Raw genomic sequence first — 22,223 nt, forward strand, 5'->3', positions numbered from 1 at the left:
CCAAGGGTGTCTACGCGGTTGGCGGCTCTATAGCAGAATGTCCGGGAAGTGCAAGGTTCGGGGCGCGATTTGCCTTAGAGAGCGGCGTAATTTCCGTTCAGAAGGACGTTGAACTCGGTCTGGCGTGCTTCAACGAAGACGTCGCGCTGGCGCAGCAGGTCATCGACGTAACCAGGATGGCACATGACGACGGCGTCGGAGGGGGCATTTCTTTGCAAACCACGGAGCATGGGCTCGAAATTCCGCCCTTCCTGCCAATCGTAGAAGCCGCAAAGCGGGCCGCGTATCTCATAGCCGTAGCGGCTGACTGCATCCTCGAAGCCAAGAGCGAGAAAGCTCGCAAAGGCAATTTTAGTGCGGATGCTGGTTGATGTTGCGCCTGCGAATGTCGGAGCGCCGCGCAACCAAGGGCGGCTGCTGTCAGCCCATTGTGCTGCGCGTTTCGCAAACCAGCGCCGAACGGGCGGCAGAAAATGCACGTGCTGATGGCCATCAATATAATGCGGAGCATGTCCCATATACTGCGTGAAGGCATCGAGCTGCGCATCGAGCTCTGTATGAATCGCATCGTCGAACTTACGCGTGAAAAGGGTCGCCGCAATAAGCGAGCGTAGATCCGGCATGTTTCCATGGCGCGCAAGGAGCGGATTGCTCGAAAGCGGCGCGAAGTCGGTGAGCGTCATGTGAAGACCGACCTGTGCCCCGGGGCGCTCGATTTCCCGCAAGGCGGCGACTTCGCTTTTCCACTCGGGGAACAGCGTCATGCAGCCGGTACCGGAAATTTTTCCTGCCTTTATCAGCGTGCGAATTCCGGCACTAATGCCGTGCGACAAGGCGTAGTCATCCGCAAGGAGAAGCAACTTACGATCCTCAGCCATCGATATTGTCCGAGCGATGGATCTTGCGGATAAGATAGAGTGGCCGGTTCTTCGATTCCGCAATACTGACCCAGACATATTCTCCCAACAGACCAAGCAGAGCCAGATTGAGGCCGCCAAGTACCGTGATCGCAACGATCAGACTGGGATAGCCTGGAACCGACGTACCGTAGAAGAACACCTCGAAGATAATCTTTATACCGTAGAAAATGCCGAAAAGCCCGGTCAGGGCACCGAACGCGGAAACAATCCGGAGGGGTAGTGCCGAGAACGACGTGATGCCCTCAAGCGAAAGACCAAGCAGTGAAAGCTTGGACCATTTTGTCGCTCCGCCGATGCGTGCGTCGGGCGTATAGGGCAGGCCCTTCTGGCGGAAGCCCGTCCAGGCGTAAAGCCCCTTATTGAAACGGCGGCGATCACGCACCGTCAGCAATGCATCCACGACATTACGCCGCATGATACGGAAATCGCCTGCGTTTTCGGGCATTTGAAAGCGCTGGCGAAAGTTGATGAGCCAGTAGAAGGCCCGCCCGGCCACTTCCTTCTTCAGCGACTCGGCGCGTCGATCGTCGCGAATAGTATAAACGACATCGAGATCGTCATCGGTAATGATCTCTTCGATCATCGCAAGGCAAACGGACATTGGATGCTGCATGTCCGCGTCGATCATGAGAACGTAGTCACCCTTCGCATGTTCAAGTCCGGCAAAAAGGGCCATTTCCTTGCCGAAATTGCGCGAGAGCTCGATGATCGACCATTGGCCGGTCATCGTCATGGAGAAACGTTCGATGGATGTGTCGCGGCTGCCGTCATCGACGAAGACTGTTTCCATATCCAGACCAAAACGGGTCTTGATGATTTTTTCCAGCTCCGTCGTGAATTGAGCGAAATGCGGCGCAGCTTCGCTTTCGTTCAAAAATGGTACGACGAGGGAGAGAAGGGGCATCAAGGTCTCCGGGGCGCAAGTTCAGGTCGCGGGTCTCCCTGTCCAGTGCATGATGATATAAGGCCGGCTGCCTATCCAGCCTATATGGATATTTGTCAATGAGCTTAAGCCCGGAGGGCGTGCGACTTGTGTGACGGCTTCTATAAAGGATTGTGCGGTAGTAACGCAATTGAGACAAACATTCCCCTATGTCCATAGGAATTTTCTGTCAGAACTGACAATTGTACGAAACGGATTGAAACTCTGTGATTATGAAATCCGCTCCAAAGGGGCTGCACGGAAAGATCCTGCGCTTCGGTATTGTAGGAATCGGGAACACGCTCGTTGATCTGAGCATATTTGCGCTTCTTACCCTGGTTGGAATATGGGCCCTGCCGGCAAATATCCTTTCATGGGGGGTAGCTGTCTCGATCTCCTACTGGGTCAACTCCCGCTGGTCTTTCGAGCGCGATGTCGAGATCGGCGATCGTAGCTCGTTTCTGCGCTTCGTCAGCCTGGGCGCACTGATTTCGCTGGGCGTTTCATCCGGGTTCATCGTTTTTGCGAGCGGCTTGATCGGCATATGGCCCGCGAAGATCATTGGCACGATCGTTGCGGCGGTTTTGAACTTCCTCGCGTCGCGATGGGCGATCGAAGGGCGTTTGCGCTAGTTTGCTGGCTGCGCTGGAACAATCCAGATCAGGAATGGCCAATCGCTGGTGCCATCGGTTCCCTTGATCGTGATGCTTTGCGGCTGTGTTCCTGTCGGTAGCAAGGCTTGAACCTGTGCCGCGCACCAGGTCGCGCCGTCGTTGCGGCAGATGCCGATGGTGCCGGACGCGCGGATCGTATCGAGGCTGGCGTAATCCTTCACGTGAACCAGGTTGTTTTCCATGATCACGTATGGATCGAAACGGGAGTAAAAGGCCGCAGCATTGACGAAAACGCGTTCCCCCACCAGAGCAGGCGCCGGTGTTCTTCCGCCGTGTGTTGCCCACATCTCATCGACCTGGGCGACCAATTCTTCAAGCGGCGCCATTGCATTGGAGACATCGAGGCGGCTGGCATAATCGCGTAGAAACGGCGTCAGGGCCAGAAGAAGGGCAAAGAAGCTAGCGACGAAAAAGAGTGGTTTCCTGAATTGCGTACGGCGAAGGCCCTCCGGCACCAGAAGCGCGAGCAGAACGGCAAAGGGCGTGTAGAACGGCAGGGCCCAGACGCTGGAAATCTCAGCCTGTACGCCGATACCCAGGATAAGCGTCAGGATTGTAGGCAGGATTGCGAAAGAGAGAAGGGCTCGGCCTTCCACCGTGCGCAGCAGACCTTCAGGCTTGATGCGGGATAAAATAGGGCGGGCGTCGGTGACGCGCGTATTGATCAGCAGGAGAAGCGCCGCACCGGGCAGGATATAAAGCGGTATGCTTGCCAGGAAGGAAAGTGCATATTCCGCGACATCCGCAAGGCCGCCGCCGCCTTGCTCAGCAGCATAGGTTATCGGCAGGAAGTCGTTACGTATCAGCCAGAGAATGTGCCCGGCGACTGTCGCGAAGAAGGTCACCGCCGTAACGAAGCCAAAGGCGGAGAAGAGGACGGGACGCGCGTCCTTGTCGAACAGGGCATGCAGAAAAAGTGCTCCAAGAAGTACGGCAGAGTGGTACTTCGTCAGCATGGCTGCCCCGGCGAGAGCACCGAGGATCACGGCGTCGTACAGCTTCCGCTTTTCCAGGCCGCGCAGATAGAACAGGAAAGCTGCGGCCCAGATCGGCGTCATGGCCGAACTGGCATTGTACTTGATAGCCAAGAACGTCATGGGCGGTAGCATCATTGCCACCAGCACCGCAAGTAGTGCCAGGCTTTGATCGCCATAGCGAAGAGCGATGCGCCAGATAGCGAGGAGCGTCAGACCGGAGCTGACCGCAGACAGGAGATAATAGGTTCCGCTCCCGCGTTCGAACACGGAAAACCAGACGGCCGTCACCCAGCCGAAGAACGGCGGATGTTTGGCATTGCCCCATTGCCAGAGCATACCCCATGCATAATTTTCGACCATATCGCCATGCCGGTCGAGATTGATGCGAGACAGGTCTGCATACAAGGCGAAAGCGACCACGAAGAGCGCGATGGCGGCGGGCGCATACCAGTTTTTTACCTTGGGGGAGCTTGAGCTGGCTTCGCTATGGATCAAGACAATCGCTGCCTGTACGAGAGTAAAAATTGCTGGAACGGGCTTTAAACTGCCGGAGCTATAACCGAGCAGGCCTAAAATATGCAAGCGTAGTGCAAAACCGTCCATAGAAAAGGCGGGCATCTCTGCCCGCCCTCATCAAATCTGGACCCTTGCGTAGATTAGTCGAACAGGCTCGAAACGGACTGCTCGGAAGCCGTCCGCGAAATAGCCTCACCGATCAGGTCGGCGATCGACAGGATACGAATGTTCTTTACGGCGCGAATTTCGTCTGTCGGCTGAATGGAGTCGGTGATGACCAGCTCCTTCAGCTTGGACTTAGCGATACGCTTGAATGCCGCCCCCGACAGAACACCATGCGTAATATAAGCTGTGACGCTCGTTGCGCCGTTGTTGAGCAGGGCCTCGGCTGCGTTGCAAAGCGTACCGCCGGAATCGACAATATCATCGATGAGCAGGCAATCCTTGCCGTGGACGCTACCAATAACGTTCATTACTTCCGATTCGCCGGGGCGCTCGCGACGCTTGTCAACGATGGCAAGTTGCGCATCTATGCGCTTGGCGAGCGAACGTGCGCGAACCACGCCGCCAACGTCGGGCGAGACGACCATGACATTGGCTAGCTCATTGTGCGTACGCACGTCGCGGGCCATGACCGGCACAGCGTAGAGATTGTCGGTCGGGATGTCGAAGAAGCCCTGGATCTGGCCGGCGTGCAGGTCGAGCGTCAGAACGCGGTCGGCACCGGCCTCGGTGATCAGATTGGCGACCAGCTTGGCCGAGATGGGCGTGCGGCCCGAAGTGCGACGATCCTGACGCGCATAGCCGAAATAAGGCAGGACGGCAGTGATACGGCGTGCTGACGAACGACGGAAAGCGTCGATCATGATCAGCATTTCCATCAGGTGGTCGTTTGCAGGATAGGAGGTCGACTGGAGGATGAAGACGTCCTCGCCGCGTACGTTCTCCTGAATTTCGAAGAAGATCTCGTCGTCTGCGAAACGTCTGGCCGATGCCTGACCGAGTGGAATGTTGAGATAACGCGCTACGGCTTCCGCCAGCACCTTATTGGAATTTCCCGCGAAAAGTTTCATGAAATATCCTCGGCGCTGTGGCCTAATCCGATGATGTGCGGGCTTTTAATCCTCCCTCTCGGTAATTCAACCCTTTGGCACAAGATTCTGCGCATGTGAATGAAATTTCGTGTGCTGTCGGTTGATAAGTGGTGCGTAAAGCGCACAGATTCGCGATATTGGTGTGGCGGGCGTGAATGCAACTTCCATTCAGGGCGCCGCCGCGTATGTGCTGCTCGGGAGCCAGCGGATCAGCCCCTCGACGGTTTCGTCCGCGACGCGCTGCATGAGTTCGGGCGGGACTAGGTCCCAAACATCCGTCGTTGCCGCATTGCTGCCAGCCTCTGCCGGCGCGCTTTGCGTTCCCATCAGGCGATGAAGCTCTCTTCCCTCGCTGTCGATAAGTTCCCACACATATGCAACTTTGACGCTCGCCTCTTGCTGCACAGCCGAGAGCTGCCCCAGCATCGTCAATCCTGCATCTGCATCCGCGGTCACGAAAACCAGGTGGCGTGGTGGGGCCTGGGCATAAAGACGTTCGATCAGAAACGTGATATTGTCGGAGGGCATCGTCAATAAAGGCATCAACCGTATACGCTCCGGTTTCTCCTGATGGGAAACCAGGAGGGCCGATGCCGTCTGCTGCAAGGCAAGTGCCGAGGTGGTCTGCGTGTCCCGTATCGGCTTGTCCGGCGACAAGAGGTTGGCGAAGACACCGGATGTTCGCGCAAGGCTTCTTGCGGAGCCTTCCCTTGCCCCTGACGGCGAAAGGAGTTCGTCGGTGCTTGTGCACGCGGCAGGCAGTGCGCCTATAATGACCAGAACAAAACCAATCCGCACCCGAAAACGCCGACTGGCCATGGCCATCTCCTTATGTTGGCGCTCCCTTACCGCACGATAAGCTCCATCCCGTGGCGGGAGAGCCGACGCGGCGCGGAATCGGTCGTCACGTAGGTGCGACCTAGCGTCATCGCCGTATTGCTCTCCGAATCCATGATGATCATGTGCGCGAAAAGGGTCATATTCGGGACGATTATCTCAGGATTCGCCTGATAGAACATGGGCATATCCATCCAGGATGGGCTGAATCTCGCGCCGACGGAATAGCCGCATGCATTGAGGCGATGCTTGGAAAGTTCGTGAGCCTCCAGCGCCTTGGCGTGAGCATCGAATACATCGCCGAACGTATTGCCGGAGACCATCGCTTTTTCGACTGCCGTGAGCGCGGCGACCGCTGCCTCATAGAGTTCCTGGTGGCGTTTCGTCGCCTTGCCGGTCAGAACGGTTTGCATCATCGGCGCATGGTAGTGATGGAAAACGCCCGCCCATTCCAGCGTCAGCTGGTCGTTTTCCATAAGCTGGCGGCGACCGGCCTTATAGCGGCAAAGCAGGGCGTCAGCACCCGAGCCGATGATGAACTCATTGGCCGGGTAGTCGCCGCCGCCTGCAAAGATCGCGCCCTGCATGGCGGCCAGGATCTGCCCCTCATCGGCACCCTCTTTGACGAGCGAAAGCGCTGCGTCGAAGGCATCGTCGGAGAGTTCGGCGGCACGTTCTGCCTTGGCAATTTCGGCGGAACTTTTGACGACGCGCAGCCGCGAAACAATGTCGGAGCCATCGACCAGCTTGCAGAAGCTGGCGAGTTTTTCTTCAAGCTTGCGGCCATTGGCGGCGGTGAGGCCGTGTGTGTCGAACTCAACGCCTACGCGCATGCCAAGCAGGTCGAGATCGGTCAGAAGGTCCTGCAGGTCGTTGACCGGATTGGCTCCATCGCGGTCGGTCCAAAGGACGATGTTGTCGATGATGGAGGTATGGCGCGCCTGACGCAGATCGGCAGAGCGCGTCAAAAGTACCATCGAGCCGTCGGCCTTTACGACGAGGCACTGGAAAAAACAGAAGCCAAACGTATCGAAGCCGGTCAGCCAGTACATGCTCTCCTGGGCGAAGAGCAGCATGGCGTCGAGCTTCTTTTCAGCCATTTCCATGACCAGCCGGTCGCGTCGGGCGTCGAATTCAGAACGTTCGAAATGCAGAGCCATGGGAAGTCTCCAGAACGGTTGGTGGTCAGGCTTGAATGGAAATCGCGGAAATCTGGCGGCCATAATCCGGCTCGCTGCGATGTGTGGTTCGGCGGTAGGAGAAAAACAGTTCTTCCTCCGCATAGGTGCAGCGGCCAAGCTGAGACCCCTGCACACCGGCGGCGTTCAGACGATCCACCGTATAGGCGTTCAGATCGAAAAGCGCGTGGCCGAGCTTGTCCGAGGCGATGAAATAACGCTGGTTTTCAGGCTTGTCGGCACAGAAGCGCTGGACGAATTCAGGACCGACTTCGTAATTCTTCTGGCTGATCGAAGGTCCGAGTACGGCGATGATCCTGTCGCGCCTGGCACCCAGAATCTCCATGGCGTCGATTGTCGCTTCGAGAACGCCGGTGAGGGCACCTTTCCAGCCCGCATGGGCGGCGCCGATGATACCAGCCCCCGGTTCGGCGAAGAGAATGGGGCCGCAGTCGGCCGAGGTCGCGCCCAGCGCGAGGCCGGGAATTTTCGTCACGAGCGCGTCGGCCCTTGGACGCTCTCCGTCGAATGGTTTTTCAACTATGACGACATCGGGGGAATGGACCTGATAGAGCGAAAGAAATGCCTGCGGCTCCACCCCCATCCATTGCGCGACGCGACGGCGGTTTTCCTTGACGGCGGCAGCGTCGTCATTGGAGCCGATGCCGATATTAAGGCCGCGATAGATGCCTTGGGATACGCCGCCTTGGCGGGTGAAAAAGCCATGACGAATGCCATTTGCGGCGAGCGCGGCAAGTTCCGGCGCAAGTACCGGGCAAGGTGAAACTGCTGATTCCATATCCGCTTTTTCTCCTGCCGGTGGCCCATGCGTCAAGCACCTTGACCTATCGGGGGGCTGCTGCCAAGAGTGGTCGAAGCGATTTAGCCCGCGTCGAAGACCGGAAGATTCCTGCCTGGGGCACTCACTGCCATCACCTTGAACAGCGTACCCATCTGATCAGGACCCGCCAGCCGCTCGACCTCGCTGCGGAGAGCTTCACGCCGTTCCTCGGAGGCATTTGCGCCGAGTTGCCCGGCACGTTCCAAAAGTCCCATGCCGAGCAGGAAATCCGCCTGCGTGATCGTCTTTGCCCGCAAGCCGGCCTGGCGGCACACGGTTTCGAGTGCTTCGAAATCCACATGCGATGTCAGGTCGGCTTCACCGGGCCGCTCCAGAACCGGGAAAAATTGATGACGATGCACCGCTTGCAGCGTGTCGCCAATGCCGGACGTCCGGTGGCCATAGTCGAAGAACAAAGCGACGCCGCCATGCGTCTTCAGATGTATTGCGATCTTCGCCATCAGCGCAGTTCGGGCAGGAGCTACCTCGAGAATATCCCCTTCGTTCGCCCCAGCCTTCGAAATATTGTCCAGCGTGTTGGGGCCTATGGCGAAAGCCAGAGTTTCATCGGTGATCGTGACGAGACGCTCATGCCATCGCGATTGATGCAGCACGTATTGCCGGATCGGGACCGCGTCGAACAATTCATTGCCGATAATTACCAACGGCTGGGCAGGCAGCTTCGTTACGTCTTCAATCCATCGGATCGCTTCGGCGGCAGTGCCCAATGTCCGACGCTGCACTTCCCGCAAGCGCGGGCTGGTCTCGATCATGGCGATGTCGCGATCGAGCAGTGGCGAGCGCAAGCGTGCGAGAGTGCGCAGCATGTCCTTCATCAGCGTCCCGCGACCCGGCCCGATTTCGGCAAATGTCGCAGGAGCACTCCAGGCGCTCGCAAGCCAGACGCCCGCAAGCTCACCGAACATCTGGCTGACTTCCGGCGCGGTGGTGAAATCGCCATTTGTGCCGAAAGGCTGGCGCGTCGTGTAATAACCGTCCCGTGGATCGAAAAGGCAAAGCGACATGTAGGTCGCGACGCTCATCGGTCCGGTCTCGACGATCATTTCGCGGATGCGGCGCTCCAATGCGTTCATGCCATACGTTTCCGCAGGCTCCAGCCCATGGCAGCGAGACCCGCCAGCACCATCGGCACGGACAACACCATCCCCATAGTAAGCCAGTTTCCCGCGAGATAGCCGATCTGGGCATCCGGTTCGCGGAAGAATTCAGCCGCAATACGCGACAGCCCGTAGCCGAACACGAAGGTCCCGGCGATGAAGCCGGGTCTCTTCAGACGTTTTGCAGCGAAGATCAGGACGATGAGCACGATGAAAAGCACGAAACCTTCGAGGAAAGCTTCGTAGAGCTGGCTGGGATGACGCGGGATCGGCCCGCCGGTAGGGAATATTACGCCCCAGGAGTGGTCGGTCGGGCGGCCCCAGAGTTCCGAGTTGATGAAATTGGCGATACGCACGAGGCCGAGCGCCACCGGAACGCCTGCCGCAACAACGTCGAACATGGTCCAAACCGGAATTTTGCGTGAGCGCGCGAAGAAGATCATGGCCAGAGTCGTGCCGAGAAAGCCGCCATGGAAGGACATGCCACCTTCCCAGACCTTGAAGATGTCAAGCGGGTTGGCAAGGTAGCGGGGCAGGTCATAGAACAGTATATAGCCGACGCGCCCGCCCAGGACGACACCGATCGCGGCCCACATGACGAAATCGTCAATGTCGAGCTTTTGCGGCCGTGGCTGCCCGGCAAGCCAGAGCGCATCGTTGGAAACCAGCCGCTTTGCATACCACCATGCAAACAGAATGCCCACAATATAGCCGACACCATACCAGTGGATGGCGATCGGGCCGAGTTGAAGCGCAATCGGGCTAATGTCGGGAAACGCGAGCGCAGTCATCGGCATCAGGGAAAGATCGGACAAGCGGCACAACTCCTTCACAAAATTTGGCTAGACGAAAGCCATGGGCCGCCTGCAAAATGCTTGCATTCGTGCGCCCGCGTCATTACCTGAACGCTTAAACGGAGAGCATATGCCATGGCAACCGGACCCAACCGTATTCTGGACGATTTCGCCAAGCTGATGACCGATGCCGCCGGTGCGGCGCAAGGTGTAAAGCGCGAAGCCGAGACCGTCTTCAAAGCGCAGGCCGAGAAGCTTCTCAATTCGATGGATATTGTGAAGCGCGAGGAGTTTGACGCGATACGCGACATGGCCATTAAGGCACGCGCCGAAAACGAGCGCCTTGAAGCGCGCATTGCCGAACTTGAAGCCAAGCTTGCGGAGCAGTCTAAGTAGCCTGATTCTTCTTCGCGAATAGAAATCGGCCGGGTCGCAAGATCCGGCTTTTTCTTTAGCCCGGGAAAAATAGCCTGTGGATAGAAATTATCCCGAAATATTTCATTAATCTTTTCCACAAGCGCAGGCTGAAAAAAGTGCTTTACGCTGAATCCCTTACACGGTTTCGACGTTTTGTTGCGATGTCCATATCCACACGGAAAAAGCGTAACGGCGAAAAAGGGGGTGGCGCTGAGACTCTCCATCAATACACTGAAATTACAGCATGATTCGAAGTGATTCATCGCGGGGAAAAGTGGATCACATGGCCGCCAAGGGGATAGATTTGGCGGGTCGTGCCGGGGTTTTCGAAGTGTAGTCGTGCGTAAAATGAAAAATGCGGAACGCCGTGAGGCGAGGCCCGCGAACAAGCAGGAAATTCGATGGAACTTCTCGAAATTGAATACGCACGCGATTGCCACCCGGTCGATGTCATCGAGCAGGTCGCCAATAATAATGAATGGTCTTTCGAGCGTGTCGGCGATGATGAGATTTCCATCATGGTCACTGGCAACTGGACGGAATATCACGTCTCCTTCTCCTGGATGGAGGAGTTCGAGGTCATCCACCTGGCTTGCGCCTTTGATATCAAGGTGCCGGAAGCCCGTACGCTTGAAACCATGCGCTTGCTCTCGCTGATCAACGAACAGCTCCTGTTCGGTCATTTCGATCTTTGGGAATCCGAAGGCGCGATCATGTTTCGACAGTCGTTGCTTCTTGCAGGTGGCGCCGATCCGACGAGCCAGCAGGTCGAGGTTCTGCTTTCCAGCGCCCTGCAGGCGTGCGAATGTTACTTCCAGGCCTTTCAATTCACGGCTTGGTCGAATGTGTCGGCACGTGACGCCCTGGCAAGCGTCCTGTTTGAAACACATGGAAACGCGTGATGCATAAGCTGCAGACGGAACGTAAGGACGAGATCGTCTACGCGGAGTTCGAGAAGGTCGATATCCGCGTCGGCACGGTGGTTGAGGCCGAACCATATCCGGAAGCACGCAAACCTTCGATCAAGCTGAAGATTGATTTCGGCGGCGAGATCGGCATCAAGCGCTCATCGGCGCAGATTACGAAGCATTATACACCAGAGGCGCTGGTCGGACGGCAGGTGCTGGCAGTCGTCAACTTCCCGCCGCGCCAGATCGGCAAGTTCATTTCGGAAGTGCTGACGCTGGGCGTGCCGGACGCTGAAGGCGAGGTCGTGCTGATGAAGCCAGACCTCGCGGTTCCGAATGGCGGCGGATTGTTCTAGCCAACGCGCTTGAAACAGGTCCGCTTTTCCGCCGTCTGTTCTAGAGAGGCTCCGGCCAGGCTCCGCCAGCTTCTGCGGCTCCAAACAGGTTCAGCCAAAGGTCGTTCAACCCCTGATCTATCGGGGCGTCATCAGTGACGGGCTGTATCTCTGGATTTTCTATCTCATTGTTTTCCATGTAAATTTCCCTTTCATACAGGTGCTATAGTGACGCGGGACGCGGCTTCGACATAGCCCGTATAAATGCTGGCATAATTAGCGCTTGACCTTCCAGTCACTGGAAGCCCTACAACTTATCCGGACGGAACAAGTTCGAGGTAGGGCAATGCAAAAAGACGCTACACATTCATCTTGCTCAGCGCCTGAGGAACGGCCCGGCACTGGAAGCTGTTGCAGCCACCACGCTGCGGTTCATGCGGTGCATGAGGAGATCGATCCGGTCTGTGGCATGAGCGTCGATCCAGCGACAGCGAAGCATGTTTCCTTGTTAGACGGCAGGAAGGTTTATTTCTGCTCAGGTGGCTGCAAGACCAAATTCGAGGCTGAGCCGGAAAAATACCGGAATGGCCCGCCAAACCAGGAGCCTATGCCGAAAGGTACGCTCTACACCTGCCCGATGGATCCGGAAATCGTGCAGGAGGGGCCCGGTACATGTCCGATCTGTGGCATGGCTCTCGAACCGATGGGTATTCCCACTGCCGATGCGGGGCCCAATCCGGAGCTGGTCGATTTTACGCGCCGCTTCTGGATCAGTGCCGGTCTCGCTATTCCACTCTTCATCATTGCCATGGCGCCGATGGTCGGATTGCCGCTGCGCAACTGGCTTGGCGAACGCACGTCGCAATGGCTCGAGCTTGTGCTGGCGACACCGATCGTATTGTGGGCGGCAAAGCCCTTCTTCGAGCGCGGCTGGGCATCCATTCGCAACCGGTCGCCCAACATGTTCACGCTGATTGCCATTGGCGTCGCGGCCGCCTACGGTTTCAGCGTTTTTGCGCTCCTTTTCCCTGATTTTCTCCCGCACGGCTTTGCCGGGCATGGCGGTTCGGCTCCCGTTTATTTCGAGGCGGCGGGCGTCATTGTCGCGTTGGTCTTTGCCGGTCAGGTGATGGAGCTGAAAGCGCGTGAGCGCACTGGTTCAGCCATTCGGGCATTGCTCGACCTTTCGCCCAAGACGGCAAGGTGGCTCGCCGATGACAATCATGAGCAGGACGTCCCGCTTGAAGAGATCAGGGTTGGCGACCGGCTGCGCGTGCGTCCGGGCGAGAGTGTACCGGTTGATGGCGTAATCGAAGAGGGGGCATCTTCGGTCGATGAATCGCTGGTGACGGGTGAGAGTCTCGCGATCGAAAAGGTCGTCGGCTCTGCCGTGACTGGGGGAACGCTGAACCAGCGTGGCAGCTTCGTCATGCGGGCCGAGAAGGTGGGGAGCGAAACCTTGCTTGCACGCATCGTCGAAATGGTGGCGTCGGCGCAGCGGTCGCGGGCGCCGATCCAGTCCATGGTAGATCGCGTCTCACGGATATTCGTCCCGACGGTTGTTGCGTTCTCTGTGCTTGCCTTCGCGATCTGGTGGCTGGTCGGACCGGAGCCAACGCTTTCGCATGCTCTGGTGGCAGCGATTTCCGTCCTCATCATTGCTTGCCCCTGTGCGCTCGGCCTTGCCACGCCAATGTCGATCATGACAGCAACGGGCAGGGGAGCGCAGGCAGGCGTACTTATCCGCAATGCCGAAGCTCTCGAACGCCTGAGCAATGTCGATACGCTGATTGTCGACAAGACAGGGACGCTTACCACCGGCAAGCCTGCTTTGACGGAAGTCGTTGCGCTCGATGGCAATGAAGAGGCGCTGCTTGAAATTGCCTCCGCGCTCGAGGCAGGTTCCGAGCATCCGCTGGCGGACGCCATCCTCAAGGGCGCGCGGGACCGGAACATAAAGATACAACCGACACAGGCGTTCGAGGCAATAACCGGCATGGGCGTTACGGGGAGGGTTGATGAGCTTGCCGTGGCGTTGGGAAACAAGGCGCTGATGGATAGGCTCCGGGTCGAAACCGCATCGCTTGCCGATCAGGTATTCGCATTGCAGGAAAAGGGCCGCACTGCAATGTATGTCGCGGTTGACGGGAAGCTTGCAGGCCTGGTTGCAGTGGCCGATACGGTGCGCCGCGAAGCACGCGAGGTGATCCGCACGCTGCAAGGCCATGGCTTGAAAATCGTCATGGCGACGGGTGACAATTCCCGAACGGCTGCGGCGGTTGCGCGGGAACTCGGGATCGACGCGGTGTACGCTGACTTGCAGCCGCAGGACAAGCTGGAGCTGGTCGAAACCCTTCGTTCCGAGGGGGCGAGAGTGGCTATGGCGGGCGACGGCGTCAATGATGCGCCGGCCTTGAGTGCTGCCGATGTCGGGATCGCCATGGGAACGGGGGCCGACGTGGCTATCGAGAGCGCAGGCCTGACCCTGCTTCAGGGCGATCTTGCGGCCGTTCTTCGGGCGCGGCTGCTGGCGGAGAAAACCATGCGCAATATTCGCCAGAATCTCGTCTTCGCCTTCGGGTACAACGCGCTCGGCGTTCCAATCGCGGCAGGCGTCCTCTATCCGGCCTTCGGCCTGCTTTTGTCGCCAATGCTGGCTGCACTTGCCATGAGCCTGTCTTCGGTTTCCGTCATCGCGAACGCTTTGCGTCTGCGCGCCGTTTCGCTGAAATAATGGGAGGTTTCCATGAATAAACTCGTTCTCGTACTGCTGCTTTCGGTTTCATCGGGTCTTGCTTTCGCTCAGGACCATGCAGGACATGGCGGGCATCAGGCGGCGCCCGCCGAAAGCCCGTCCACCGCGCAATACAAGGCGCAGATGGACAGGATGCATAAAGCTATGATGGGCATCGACTATACGGGAGATGCCGATATCGACTTTGCCCGCGGAATGATCCCGCACCATCAGGCAGCTATTGATATGGCCCGGACTGTCCTGGAACATGGGAGGGACCCGGAAATTCGCAAGCTGGCAGAAGAGATCGTGGCTGCACAGGAAGCCGAGATTGCACAGCTGGAGGCCTGGTTGAAGGCGCATGAGGATTGAGAAACCATGCATGGGTGTTTGATCCGGAATAGGACCGTTAATGTTCGGATAACAAGGAAAATAAGCGTCATAGCTCAGGCGTGTAAAAACGCTGAGGAGTGTCTCATGCGCTCCTGGTAATCAGGCTGGTACCCTTACCTTCGCCCGCAATCCGCCCAAAGGGCTGTCTTCGAGAAGGATGTCGCCTCCGTGGCTGCGGGCGACGTCGCGCGCGATGGAAAGGCCTAGTCCCGTCCCGGACGCATCGAGGTTGCGGGCTTCATCCAGGCGCAGGAATGGTTTGAAAACATCCTCGCGACGGCTTTCGGGAACGCCTGGACCGTCATCGTCTATGATAATGGTCAGGATTCCATTCTGCAGCTTTGCGTCCATCTGCACATTTTGGGCGTAACGGAAGGCGTTTCCAACCAGATTGTGCAGCAAGCGCGAAAAAGCGTTCGGGCGCACATGAATATCGTCTATGTCGCCAATATGGGCGATGAAACCGCGCTCACGCATCGCGGCCTCGTCTTCGAAGCGGGCGACGCATTCCTGCAGGCTGAAATCGCCAATATCTTCCTCCGCTTCGGCGCGCGCGAAGGATAAGTAGCCTTCGAGCATCGTCTGCATGTCATCGATATCCTTGTTGAGCGCCTTCAGATCGAGCTGCGAGCCGGACAAAGCCAGTTCGAGCTTGAAGCGAGTGAGGATTGTGCGCAGGTCGTGGCTGACGCCGGAGAGCATGGTAGTACGCTGCTCGATTTGGCGCTCGATGCGCTGGCGCATCTGAATAAAGGCGGCACCGGCCCGCCGCACTTCATCTGCGCCGCGCGGCTTGAAATCACCAGCAGGCCGTCCTTTGCCGAAATCCTCTGCTGCTTCCGCCAGCTGTAGGATCGGCTTGATCTGGTTGCGCAGGAAGGGGACCGCGATCAGCAAGAGTACGAGCGACGTTCCGACCATCCAGAGCAGGAAGATATGCGTATTGGATGCATAGGCCTGGCTGCGGCGCGCAAAAACGCGCAGGACCTGGTTTTCAAGCTTAATGCGGATTTCCACGATGTTCGAGTTGCCGACCGTATCCAGCCAGAAGGGGCGGTTGATCTGGCTCGTGATCTCTGAAGATAAAATGCCGTCCAGGATCGAGAAGAAGGGCTTAGGGCTTGGCGGAGGCAGTGGATCGTTCGGCAAAAGATCGATCTTCAGACCAAGTCGCTCCTGGGCGATGCGGACCATGTTTGCATGGTCGCGGTCGTTCGGGTACGTTTCGATCATGTCGATGATGGCGGCAATGTCCCGCGTTACGGCTGCTGAAAGGCGCTGCGTCACCGTTTGCCAGTGACGCTCCATGAACATGAAGGCAATGACCGATTGCAGCAGGATCATCGGCGCGATGACAATGATCAAAGACCGCGCGTAGAGCCGCTTTGGCATGAAACGTGTCAGCATATGGCCAGCACGTCGTGCGAAACGGCGCAGACGCCATGTCAGATCCTGGCGACGCGGTGGCGGCGGCGAGGAACGCGATGCCTGATCTTCGGCGATTTCTGCCTTACTCAACACTCAGTCTGTATCCGATGCCGCGAACCGTTTGCAGCCAGACGGGATTGGCGGGATCGCGTTCGATCTTGCGCCGCAAACGATTGATTTGCACGTCGATGGTACGCTCACCCACCTCGACATTTCCAGTCACAAGTTCATGTCTGGGGATGGTTTCGCCCGCCCGCTCAGCAAAGATGACGAGGATTTCCTGTTCGCGATCCGTCAACTTGATGACCTCGGGTCCTTTTTTGAGCTCCCGGCGCGCAATGTTGAACGTGTACGGACCGAAAACCATCTGCTCGAGCTTCGGCGTCGTCTGGTTGCCCCCACGGCGTAAAATATTATTGATGCGCAGAACTAGCTCGCGCGGGTCGAACGGCTTTGGCAGATAGTCATCCGCGCCAGCCTCAAGGCCCATGATGCGCGCATCTGTCTCAGACAATGCCGTCAGCATAAGGATCGGAACATCGCGGGTTTCGCGGAGGGATCGAGTTAGCTCCACGCCGCTTTCGCCCGGCATCATGACGTCGAGTACGATGAGATCGAACTCGAAGCCAGCGAGCTGGCGGCGCGCTTCGCCGGCTTCTGCGGCCACGGAAATGCGGAAACCCTGTTCGGAAAGAAACTGACGCAGGAGATTACGAATACGCGTATCGTCGTCGACGACGAGTATATGCGGTGCATCGTCATCAAGAAGCGCTGGCTTTTCAGTCATGTTCAATCCTCATGCATCTGCGGCACTGCCTTTGGCGCCTGCTGTTGCCCGTCTGTCACCATAGCACCAAGAAAGCGCTCGATGGCAGCCCGTTCTTCTGTCGTCATGCCGGTCAATGCTGTGCGGATGCGGCGCGACTGTGGCCGCGCCAGCTCAAGTGCGAGATTTCGTCCCTTTTGCGTGGGATAAAGTTCGCGCTGGCGGCGATCAGTGGTGCCCTGGATCTGTAGAATATGGCCGCTGTCAATGAGTTGTTTCAGAACGCGCGACAAGCTCTGCTTGGTGATGCGCAAGACGTCGAGCAGTTCGGCAACCGTCAATCCGGGCTTGCGGTTGACGAAATGCAATACGCGATGGTGCGCTCGCCCGAACTCGTAATCTGTTAGAATAACGTCCGGATCCGACGTAAAATCGCGATAGGCAAAGTAGATCAGCTCGATCAGATCGAAGTCGATGCCCTCGTGCCGGGTGAGCGGAGAGCGGACGGGTTCGTCAATTTTGCTTGCCAGCGGTTTCATGCGGTGCCTTGCGATCCTGTTACGAGCCAGCCCATAGCCCAACCTCATTGAAATAATAAGCCAACAACGAAATTATGTCAGCGATATTGACATAGTTTGGCATGTAGTGGTAACTTTTGACAAGCTTTTCGCTTTCTGGCGAATGAAAAGACAAGCTTAGGCGGCTTTTCTGGAACTTCCTTGAAATTTTACGTGAAAAGCGCAATTGAAAAGCGCCCTTAAGGAGTTGAGGGTGCAGTTGAACATTATGCTTGCGGGATGAGGACCCGCAGAAAGAAGGCAATCATGGCTTCGGTTCCATTCGATCAACTCGACGGCTACATCTGGATGAACGGCGAATTCGTGAAGTGGGCAGATGCAAAGGTGCATGTGCTGACGCACGGTCTCCACTATGCCAGTTCGGTGTTCGAAGGTGAGCGGGCCTATGGCGGTGAGATTTTCAAGCTGAACGAGCACACGGAGCGTCTGCATGAATCGGCGAGGTTGCTCGGATTCACCATTCCGTATTCGGTCGAAACGCTGAACAGGGCGTGCATCGACTTGCTTGCCAGGCAGGGCTTCGAAGATGCCTATGTTCGTCCGATCGCCTGGCGCGGTTCGGAGATGATGGGTGTTTCGGCGCAGAGCAATCGTATCAATGTTGCCATCGCCATCTGGCAGTGGCCTAGCTATTTCGACCCGGCGCAGAAGCTCAAGGGCATTCGTCTCGATATTGCCGAATTCCGTCGCCCCGATCCACGTACTGCGCCCAGCCGCTCCAAGGCCGCGGGCCTCTACATGATTTGTACGCTGTCCAAGCATGCCGCGGAAGACAAGGGCTATTCGGATGCGCTGATGCTCGACTGGCGTGGTCAGGTTGCCGAAGCGACGGGCGCCAATGTGTTTTTCGTCAAGGACGGCAAGCTCCATACGCCGACCCCGGATTGCTTCCTGGATGGCATCACACGTCGCACGGTAATCGGTCTTGCCAGGGATCGCGGCATCGAAGTGATCGAGCGCGCGATTCTTCCCGAGGAAATGGCTGGCTTCGACGAGTGCTTCCTTACCGGGACAGCTGCCGAGGTGACGCCTGTTTCGGAAATCGGGCCTTATAAGTTCACCGTCGGATCAGTCGGAACGGCACTGATGAATGATTATAATAATGCCGTTCGTCCGAAGCAGGCGATTGCAGCCGAGTAAGCGCGACGTGAAATCTTGTTCGACTTGCCGCCGCCGTGAATGGCGGCGGTTGGGTTTTAGCGCAAAATTGATGCAATTGCACAAATAACAGGCTTGGCAATATTTTGTGCAAAATTGGTGCAAATTCGGGCTTGCCAGCTTTAGAAAAAACCTTATGTTGAAAGCAACAGATTGAAGCATTTCGCGAGAATGAAGCAAATAGCTTCCCCGTAGTGCAGATGTTTCAGCACAAATGTGCTGTCCGGATCAGGTTCGTAATATGGCTCGAACCTCATTTAGCCCAGGTCGTTTACGACCTGGGTTTTTTTCTGTTACGGCTGTTCATCTTAATTTTTTCAGGTCATGTCATGAGCAAGCTTGGCGGCGTCATTGTTCCCGTTACCCCCATCCAGCAGAACTGCACGATCCTCTTCGATGAGGAGACGAAGAAAGGCATCGTGATCGATCCGGGTGGCGACGTTCCGCAGATACTTTCCGTTATCAATGAAAAGGGTATCGAGATTGGCGCTATCTGGCTGACGCATGGTCATCTGGACCATGCTGGCGGCGCGATGGAGCTCAAGGAAGCGCTGGGCGTCGATATAGTCGGCCCGCACAAGGATGACGTGCCCCTTCTGCAGCGCATTGAGGACAGCGCCCGAAATTTCGGTTTTGATGGAATGCGCAATTGCACGCCCGACCGGTTCCTTGAGGAAGGGGAGACGGTTTCTTTTGGCGCGCACGTTTTCGAGGTGCTGCATTGCCCGGGACATGCGCCGGGACACGTTGTCTATTTCAATAGGGCTGCATCCTTCGCGCATATGGGCGACGTGCTGTTCAATGGCTCTATCGGCCGCACTGACCTGCCGGGTGGAGATATGGACACGCTGCTGGCTTCTATCCGCGACAAGATTCTACCGCTGGGTGACGAAGTGAGTTTCATCTGCGGGCACGGTCCGGGAAGCCGTATTGGCGACGAGCGCCGGACGAACCCATTTCTGGGTAGCCTGTAACGTCTCAAAACAGGCAGGTTAAGCATATTGATGGAGGGACGCTGGCGCTTGCCCTCACGCCAGCGTATCATATTGGCAGACGCGTTCGTGTCATCCAATCTGGAGGGAGAGGGTTCATGCCAACCAAGTTGAAAATCGCCGGTGCACTCGCTGTGCTTTCCGGCCTGTTTCTTGTCGGTTGTACGGCTGTGGTGGTAGAAGAAGGTGGGCCGCCGCCCCCGCGGCCAGGTTGGGACCGTCCCGATCGTCCTGGACCGGGCATCTGCACACGCGAATATGCGCCCGTCTGCGGCGTTCGTGGCGGACGCGAGCGCACTTTCCCGAATTCATGTGAAGCCCGCAATTCCGGGTACCGCGTGGCGCATGGCGGCTCCTGCGGCCGTCCCGATCGTCCGGGGGCCGGCGGCCCGGGCTGGGGCAGCCCCGACAGACCGGGGCGCCCGGATCGGCCTGGAAGACCAGATCGGCCGCAAATGTGCACGCAGGAATATCGTCCGGTATGTGCCGTGCGCGCTGGGCGTGACCGTACCTTCCCGAATTCCTGCGTCGCACAGAGCGAAGGCTATCGTGTCGTACGCAACGGCGAGTGTCGTTAAGTCTCATTGCCAAGGAGAAAAAGCCGCGCTGACTGAAGAAGCGCGGCTTTTTCATTGGAAAGGGCAGGGAAACTCCTTCGACTATAGCTCCATCTTTCCTTCATCCTGCATCGGACGAGACTGGCGTGGCCAATCATGCGGCTTGCCCTGATGCGATTCGGGACCGTGATGCCAGCGATGAGCGTCACCATGGTGAGGGACTTTCCGCCGCATCTCGCGCCACTCCCGGCGCTCGAGTTTTCCGTCATCATTGCGATCGAAGAGGGCGAAGCGCTTCTGCTGATGACGCTCGATTTCAGCCAGCGTCACGATGCCGTCGCCGTCAATATCGAGGCGGCGCGTCATGCGATCGGCTGCGCGCTTGGCCTGTTGCTTCAGGGCGAACTTCTCGAGTTCCTCGTGCGAAAGCTTGCCGTCGCCATTCATATCGGCGGATTTCAGAGCGCCGAGGCGCCGTTCACCAAATTGTTCCCTGGAGACATGAGTGCGCTTGGGTTGTTCCTGCCTGGCTGCCCTTTCATTCGGGGCAGGCTGCGGCTGGGCTTGTGCAAAGGCGAGAGTTCCGGCCGCAAACGAAAGAGCGGCGATGGCTGGCAGGACGATTTTCTTCATAAGGTTTCACTCCTTCTTATAAAGTCAACCTGCCAGCGGCAGGCTTACCGAAGGGTGGCGGGCGGATTAAACTTTGGTAATTGGACGAAACAGGCTAGGGTGATCCCAGACAAGCAAAAGGATGCAGTCTTTGAACCTACGTACCGGACTGCTCTCGCTGCTATTCACCATGAGCGCCTGCATGACCACCGTCGCGATGGAGACGCCGCAACTCGTTGCCTTTCCAGCGGGTGAGAGTGCAACGGCAATCAGAGACAGGCTCTCTGGCGAGGATTCTACGTCGTATAGCCTTGAGGCGAAGAAAGGTCAGACGCTCAATGTGCGTCTCGCGACCGATAATAGCAGCAACTATTTCAATATTCGACGCGAGGGAGCGGATGGTGCGCTTTTCATCGGGTCACAGGAGGGGCGTCCTGCCGCTCTCAAGATCACGCAGGATGGAATGTATCTCATCGACGTCTATCTGATGCGCAGCGCTGCCCGCCGCGGCGAAAGTGCGCGGTTTACACTTAACGTTGCCGTCGAATAGCCCCTAGGGCCCGTTTACGAGATCGAGAATCAATTGGTGCACCGCGCCGCCATCGGTGAACTCGGCGCGGTCGAATTCACGGCTTCTTTGCCGTTGCTCGGCGGAAAGCTGAGCAAGACGCTGTTGCAGGGTCTGGCGAATCTTCTGGCATTTAGGATCATTCTCCGCACGCAGGCCGACGCTATAGCTTTCAATGGCCTTCACCATGTCGAGAATGTGCTCGCCATGCACCCGCTCATGTTTTTCGACGCCCGCCATGAAGCGCTCCCAACTTGGTCGCAGCAGGAAGGGCTGGGTGCCTGAAGCTTCGGGCCAGGTATAGATGATCGTCAGATTGGGGCGGGCCGAAGCAAGAACGCATGACCCGTCCGCCTGCGGGCGGTAATCGCGCCGCCATGTGAGGTCGAAGGTCGTATGAGCGATGGTGCGACCGACACTGGCTTTCGGTCCACGCTCACCGATCGACTGATAAAGCGCAAAACCGGTCGATCCGTTCACGGCATAGGTTTCGATCCGCTCCTTCGGCGACCAGGCGAAGGCTGGCAGGGGAGACAAGAGCAGGGCGGCGAGAAGAAGGAGGCGCATGCGCGCATTCTTATCAGCTCGGACTGGTGCGTCCAGCGTTTCGTTGCTCCGTACATTAGCTGCGTAGTCTGTCGGCAGCCCGCCGTGATGCTGGACTTTGGTTCGTTTCCGACGGAACTCACAATTGCAGGCGCTGCCGAATGGTTAAAGACTGCGGGAGACATTGATCCGATTTGTGAACGCACAGGACGATCGAGAAGCAAGGTTCACGAGGAAATTGCTAACGAGGATCGTCGAGGCGCTGAGTGATCTCTTGTGCTGACGACTTTGCCGGGGCGTCACCGTCCCGGTCGTCCAGTTTTGCCCTTGCCACGCCCTTTTCGCTTCTCGTCTGCCGGA

General features: G+C 57.5%; 25 protein-coding genes. 10 read left to right on the top strand and 15 right to left on the bottom strand.

Annotated elements, in window-relative coordinates; translation table 11 throughout:
* Window positions 1-74: 74 nt before the first annotated feature.
* Window positions 75-878 (bottom strand): ChbG/HpnK family deacetylase, encoded by an 804-nt coding sequence (locus IE151_RS04225; RefSeq protein WP_189488196.1) that lies wholly within the window; start codon window positions 876-878, stop codon window positions 75-77.
* On the bottom strand, window positions 871-1,824 hold the full coding sequence (locus IE151_RS04230) for a glycosyltransferase family 2 protein (protein WP_189488197.1): 954 nt from the start codon (window positions 1,822-1,824) through the stop codon (window positions 871-873). The genes IE151_RS04225 and IE151_RS04230 overlap by 8 nt, the downstream gene beginning before the upstream one ends.
* 251 nt (window positions 1,825-2,075) lie before the next feature.
* Here IE151_RS04230 and IE151_RS04235 point away from each other — a divergent pair, with 251 nt between their 5' ends.
* Window positions 2,076-2,474, top strand: a complete 399-nt coding sequence (locus IE151_RS04235) for a GtrA family protein (protein WP_189488198.1) — start codon at window positions 2,076-2,078, stop codon at window positions 2,472-2,474.
* Here the strand turns inward: IE151_RS04235 and IE151_RS04240 are convergent.
* From IE151_RS04240 to lgt, 7 genes are all read right to left on the bottom strand, one after another.
* Complete coding sequence (locus tag IE151_RS04240; RefSeq protein ID WP_189488199.1) at window positions 2,471-4,111, bottom strand: glycosyltransferase family 39 protein; 1,641 nt, start codon at window positions 4,109-4,111, stop codon at window positions 2,471-2,473. The genes IE151_RS04235 and IE151_RS04240 overlap by 4 nt on opposite strands.
* A gap of 38 nt (window positions 4,112-4,149) precedes the next feature.
* Complete coding sequence (locus IE151_RS04245; RefSeq protein WP_189488200.1) at window positions 4,150-5,082, bottom strand: ribose-phosphate pyrophosphokinase; 933 nt, start codon at window positions 5,080-5,082, stop codon at window positions 4,150-4,152.
* A 189-nt stretch (window positions 5,083-5,271) separates the two neighbouring features.
* Window positions 5,272-5,922, bottom strand: a complete 651-nt coding sequence (locus IE151_RS04250) for a hypothetical protein (RefSeq protein WP_189488202.1) — start codon at window positions 5,920-5,922, stop codon at window positions 5,272-5,274.
* 26 nt (window positions 5,923-5,948) lie between these two features.
* Window positions 5,949-7,100 (bottom strand): M24 family metallopeptidase, encoded by a 1,152-nt coding sequence (locus tag IE151_RS04255; protein WP_189488204.1) that lies wholly within the window; start codon window positions 7,098-7,100, stop codon window positions 5,949-5,951.
* Window positions 7,101-7,125: 25 nt separating this feature from the next.
* The gene (gene pgeF, locus IE151_RS04260; RefSeq protein ID WP_189488206.1) at window positions 7,126-7,917 is read right to left on the bottom strand and encodes a peptidoglycan editing factor PgeF; all 792 of its coding nucleotides are present in this window, start codon (window positions 7,915-7,917) and stop codon (window positions 7,126-7,128) included.
* An 83-nt stretch (window positions 7,918-8,000) separates the two neighbouring features.
* Window positions 8,001-9,053: a class I SAM-dependent methyltransferase gene (locus IE151_RS04265; protein ID WP_189488208.1), complete on the bottom strand. Its 1,053-nt coding sequence runs from the start codon at window positions 9,051-9,053 to the stop codon at window positions 8,001-8,003.
* Window positions 9,050-9,874 (bottom strand): prolipoprotein diacylglyceryl transferase, encoded by an 825-nt coding sequence (gene lgt, locus IE151_RS04270; protein ID WP_189488377.1) that lies wholly within the window; start codon window positions 9,872-9,874, stop codon window positions 9,050-9,052. Before lgt ends, IE151_RS04265 begins: the two co-directional genes overlap by 4 nt.
* Window positions 9,875-10,006: 132 nt before the next feature.
* Between lgt and IE151_RS04275 the strand changes: the two genes are divergently transcribed.
* The 3 genes from IE151_RS04275 (at window position 10,007) to IE151_RS04285 (ending at window position 11,552) form a co-directional block, all read left to right on the top strand.
* Complete coding sequence (locus IE151_RS04275) at window positions 10,007-10,267, top strand: accessory factor UbiK family protein (protein ID WP_189488210.1); 261 nt, start codon at window positions 10,007-10,009, stop codon at window positions 10,265-10,267.
* Between the two features lie 422 nt (window positions 10,268-10,689).
* Window positions 10,690-11,190 carry a type III secretion system chaperone family protein gene (locus IE151_RS04280; RefSeq protein WP_189488212.1) on the top strand — a complete coding sequence of 167 codons (501 nt, stop codon included), beginning with the start codon at window positions 10,690-10,692 and terminating at the stop codon, window positions 11,188-11,190.
* A complete protein-coding gene (locus IE151_RS04285) occupies window positions 11,190-11,552 on the top strand; it encodes a tRNA-binding protein (RefSeq protein ID WP_189488214.1) in 363 nt (120 codons plus the stop codon). Before IE151_RS04280 ends, IE151_RS04285 begins: the two co-directional genes overlap by 1 nt.
* A 40-nt stretch (window positions 11,553-11,592) precedes the next feature.
* Here IE151_RS04285 and IE151_RS04290 read toward each other — a convergent pair whose 3' ends face one another.
* On the bottom strand, window positions 11,593-11,730 hold the full coding sequence (locus IE151_RS04290) for a hypothetical protein (protein WP_189488216.1): 138 nt from the start codon (window positions 11,728-11,730) through the stop codon (window positions 11,593-11,595).
* A 147-nt stretch (window positions 11,731-11,877) separates the two neighbouring features.
* On the opposite strand from IE151_RS04290, the gene IE151_RS04295 reads away from it, so the two are divergent.
* A complete protein-coding gene (locus IE151_RS04295; protein WP_189488217.1) occupies window positions 11,878-14,265 on the top strand; it encodes a heavy metal translocating P-type ATPase in 2,388 nt (795 codons plus the stop codon).
* 12 nt (window positions 14,266-14,277) lie between these two features.
* A complete protein-coding gene (copM, locus tag IE151_RS04300) occupies window positions 14,278-14,637 on the top strand; it encodes a CopM family metallochaperone (RefSeq protein WP_189488218.1) in 360 nt (119 codons plus the stop codon).
* 120 nt (window positions 14,638-14,757) lie between these two features.
* Here the strand turns inward: copM and IE151_RS04305 are convergent, their stop codons facing one another.
* From IE151_RS04305 to IE151_RS04315, 3 genes are all read right to left on the bottom strand, one after another.
* Window positions 14,758-16,065, bottom strand: coding sequence for an ATP-binding protein (locus IE151_RS04305; protein ID WP_189488378.1), 1,308 nt, complete (start codon window positions 16,063-16,065; stop codon window positions 14,758-14,760).
* A 103-nt stretch (window positions 16,066-16,168) separates the two neighbouring features.
* The gene (locus IE151_RS04310) at window positions 16,169-16,873 is read right to left on the bottom strand and encodes a response regulator (protein WP_189488219.1); all 705 of its coding nucleotides are present in this window, start codon (window positions 16,871-16,873) and stop codon (window positions 16,169-16,171) included.
* Between the two features lie 2 nt (window positions 16,874-16,875).
* Window positions 16,876-17,391: a MarR family winged helix-turn-helix transcriptional regulator gene (locus tag IE151_RS04315; RefSeq protein ID WP_189488220.1), complete on the bottom strand. Its 516-nt coding sequence runs from the start codon at window positions 17,389-17,391 to the stop codon at window positions 16,876-16,878.
* A gap of 285 nt (window positions 17,392-17,676) precedes the next feature.
* On the opposite strand from IE151_RS04315, the gene IE151_RS04320 reads away from it, so the two are divergent.
* From IE151_RS04320 to IE151_RS04330, 3 genes are all read left to right on the top strand, one after another.
* The gene (locus IE151_RS04320; protein ID WP_189488221.1) at window positions 17,677-18,570 is read left to right on the top strand and encodes a branched-chain amino acid aminotransferase; all 894 of its coding nucleotides are present in this window, start codon (window positions 17,677-17,679) and stop codon (window positions 18,568-18,570) included.
* A gap of 347 nt (window positions 18,571-18,917) precedes the next feature.
* Window positions 18,918-19,562 carry an MBL fold metallo-hydrolase gene (locus IE151_RS04325; protein WP_189488222.1) on the top strand — a complete coding sequence of 215 codons (645 nt, stop codon included), beginning with the start codon at window positions 18,918-18,920 and terminating at the stop codon, window positions 19,560-19,562.
* 116 nt (window positions 19,563-19,678) lie between these two features.
* The gene (locus tag IE151_RS04330; RefSeq protein ID WP_189488223.1) at window positions 19,679-20,158 is read left to right on the top strand and encodes a Kazal-type serine protease inhibitor family protein; all 480 of its coding nucleotides are present in this window, start codon (window positions 19,679-19,681) and stop codon (window positions 20,156-20,158) included.
* 81 nt (window positions 20,159-20,239) lie between these two features.
* Here IE151_RS04330 and IE151_RS04335 read toward each other — a convergent pair whose 3' ends face one another.
* Entirely contained in the window at window positions 20,240-20,770 is a 531-nt protein-coding gene (locus tag IE151_RS04335) for a penta-EF hand family protein (RefSeq protein WP_189488226.1), read from the bottom strand.
* A gap of 130 nt (window positions 20,771-20,900) precedes the next feature.
* On the opposite strand from IE151_RS04335, the gene IE151_RS04340 reads away from it, so the two are divergent.
* Entirely contained in the window at window positions 20,901-21,299 is a 399-nt protein-coding gene (locus tag IE151_RS04340) for a DNA breaking-rejoining protein (protein ID WP_189488228.1), read from the top strand.
* 3 nt (window positions 21,300-21,302) lie between these two features.
* Here IE151_RS04340 and IE151_RS04345 read toward each other — a convergent pair whose 3' ends face one another.
* Window positions 21,303-21,884, bottom strand: coding sequence for a DUF922 domain-containing Zn-dependent protease (locus IE151_RS04345; RefSeq protein ID WP_189488230.1), 582 nt, complete (start codon window positions 21,882-21,884; stop codon window positions 21,303-21,305).
* Between the last annotated feature and the right edge of the window lie 339 nt (window positions 21,885-22,223).

The sequence above is a fragment of the Limoniibacter endophyticus genome (assembly GCF_014652835.1).
Lineage (GTDB): Bacteria > Pseudomonadota > Alphaproteobacteria > Rhizobiales > Rhizobiaceae > Limoniibacter > Limoniibacter endophyticus.

Bases quoted from the DNA above. Each gene is read 5' to 3' on its own strand.
- IE151_RS04245 (WP_189488200.1), bottom strand. From the start codon at position 5,082: ATGAAACTTTTCGCGGGAAATTCCAATAAGGTGCTGGCGGAAGCCGTA.
- IE151_RS04305 (WP_189488378.1), bottom strand. From the start codon at position 16,065: ATGCTGACACGTTTCATGCCAAAGCGGCTCTACGCGCGGTCTTTGATC.
- pgeF (WP_189488206.1), bottom strand. From the start codon at position 7,917: ATGGAATCAGCAGTTTCACCTTGCCCGGTACTTGCGCCGGAACTTGCC.
- IE151_RS04290 (WP_189488216.1), bottom strand. From the start codon at position 11,730: ATGGAAAACAATGAGATAGAAAATCCAGAGATACAGCCCGTCACTGAT.
- IE151_RS04330 (WP_189488223.1), top strand. From the start codon at position 19,679: ATGCCAACCAAGTTGAAAATCGCCGGTGCACTCGCTGTGCTTTCCGGC.
- IE151_RS04240 (WP_189488199.1), bottom strand. From the start codon at position 4,111: ATGCCCGCCTTTTCTATGGACGGTTTTGCACTACGCTTGCATATTTTA.
- lgt (WP_189488377.1), bottom strand. From the start codon at position 9,874: ATGCCGATGACTGCGCTCGCGTTTCCCGACATTAGCCCGATTGCGCTT.
- IE151_RS04280 (WP_189488212.1), top strand. From the start codon at position 10,690: ATGGAACTTCTCGAAATTGAATACGCACGCGATTGCCACCCGGTCGAT.
- IE151_RS04255 (WP_189488204.1), bottom strand. From the start codon at position 7,100: ATGGCTCTGCATTTCGAACGTTCTGAATTCGACGCCCGACGCGACCGG.
- IE151_RS04235 (WP_189488198.1), top strand. From the start codon at position 2,076: ATGAAATCCGCTCCAAAGGGGCTGCACGGAAAGATCCTGCGCTTCGGT.
- IE151_RS04265 (WP_189488208.1), bottom strand. From the start codon at position 9,053: ATGAACGCATTGGAGCGCCGCATCCGCGAAATGATCGTCGAGACCGGA.
- IE151_RS04325 (WP_189488222.1), top strand. From the start codon at position 18,918: ATGAGCAAGCTTGGCGGCGTCATTGTTCCCGTTACCCCCATCCAGCAG.
- copM (WP_189488218.1), top strand. From the start codon at position 14,278: ATGAATAAACTCGTTCTCGTACTGCTGCTTTCGGTTTCATCGGGTCTT.
- IE151_RS04285 (WP_189488214.1), top strand. From the start codon at position 11,190: ATGCATAAGCTGCAGACGGAACGTAAGGACGAGATCGTCTACGCGGAG.
- IE151_RS04230 (WP_189488197.1), bottom strand. From the start codon at position 1,824: ATGCCCCTTCTCTCCCTCGTCGTACCATTTTTGAACGAAAGCGAAGCT.
- IE151_RS04315 (WP_189488220.1), bottom strand. From the start codon at position 17,391: ATGAAACCGCTGGCAAGCAAAATTGACGAACCCGTCCGCTCTCCGCTC.
- IE151_RS04345 (WP_189488230.1), bottom strand. From the start codon at position 21,884: ATGCGCCTCCTTCTTCTCGCCGCCCTGCTCTTGTCTCCCCTGCCAGCC.
- IE151_RS04275 (WP_189488210.1), top strand. From the start codon at position 10,007: ATGGCAACCGGACCCAACCGTATTCTGGACGATTTCGCCAAGCTGATG.
- IE151_RS04250 (WP_189488202.1), bottom strand. From the start codon at position 5,922: ATGGCCAGTCGGCGTTTTCGGGTGCGGATTGGTTTTGTTCTGGTCATT.
- IE151_RS04335 (WP_189488226.1), bottom strand. From the start codon at position 20,770: ATGAAGAAAATCGTCCTGCCAGCCATCGCCGCTCTTTCGTTTGCGGCC.
- IE151_RS04295 (WP_189488217.1), top strand. From the start codon at position 11,878: ATGCAAAAAGACGCTACACATTCATCTTGCTCAGCGCCTGAGGAACGG.
- IE151_RS04310 (WP_189488219.1), bottom strand. From the start codon at position 16,873: ATGACTGAAAAGCCAGCGCTTCTTGATGACGATGCACCGCATATACTC.
- IE151_RS04320 (WP_189488221.1), top strand. From the start codon at position 17,677: ATGGCTTCGGTTCCATTCGATCAACTCGACGGCTACATCTGGATGAAC.
- IE151_RS04225 (WP_189488196.1), bottom strand. From the start codon at position 878: ATGGCTGAGGATCGTAAGTTGCTTCTCCTTGCGGATGACTACGCCTTG.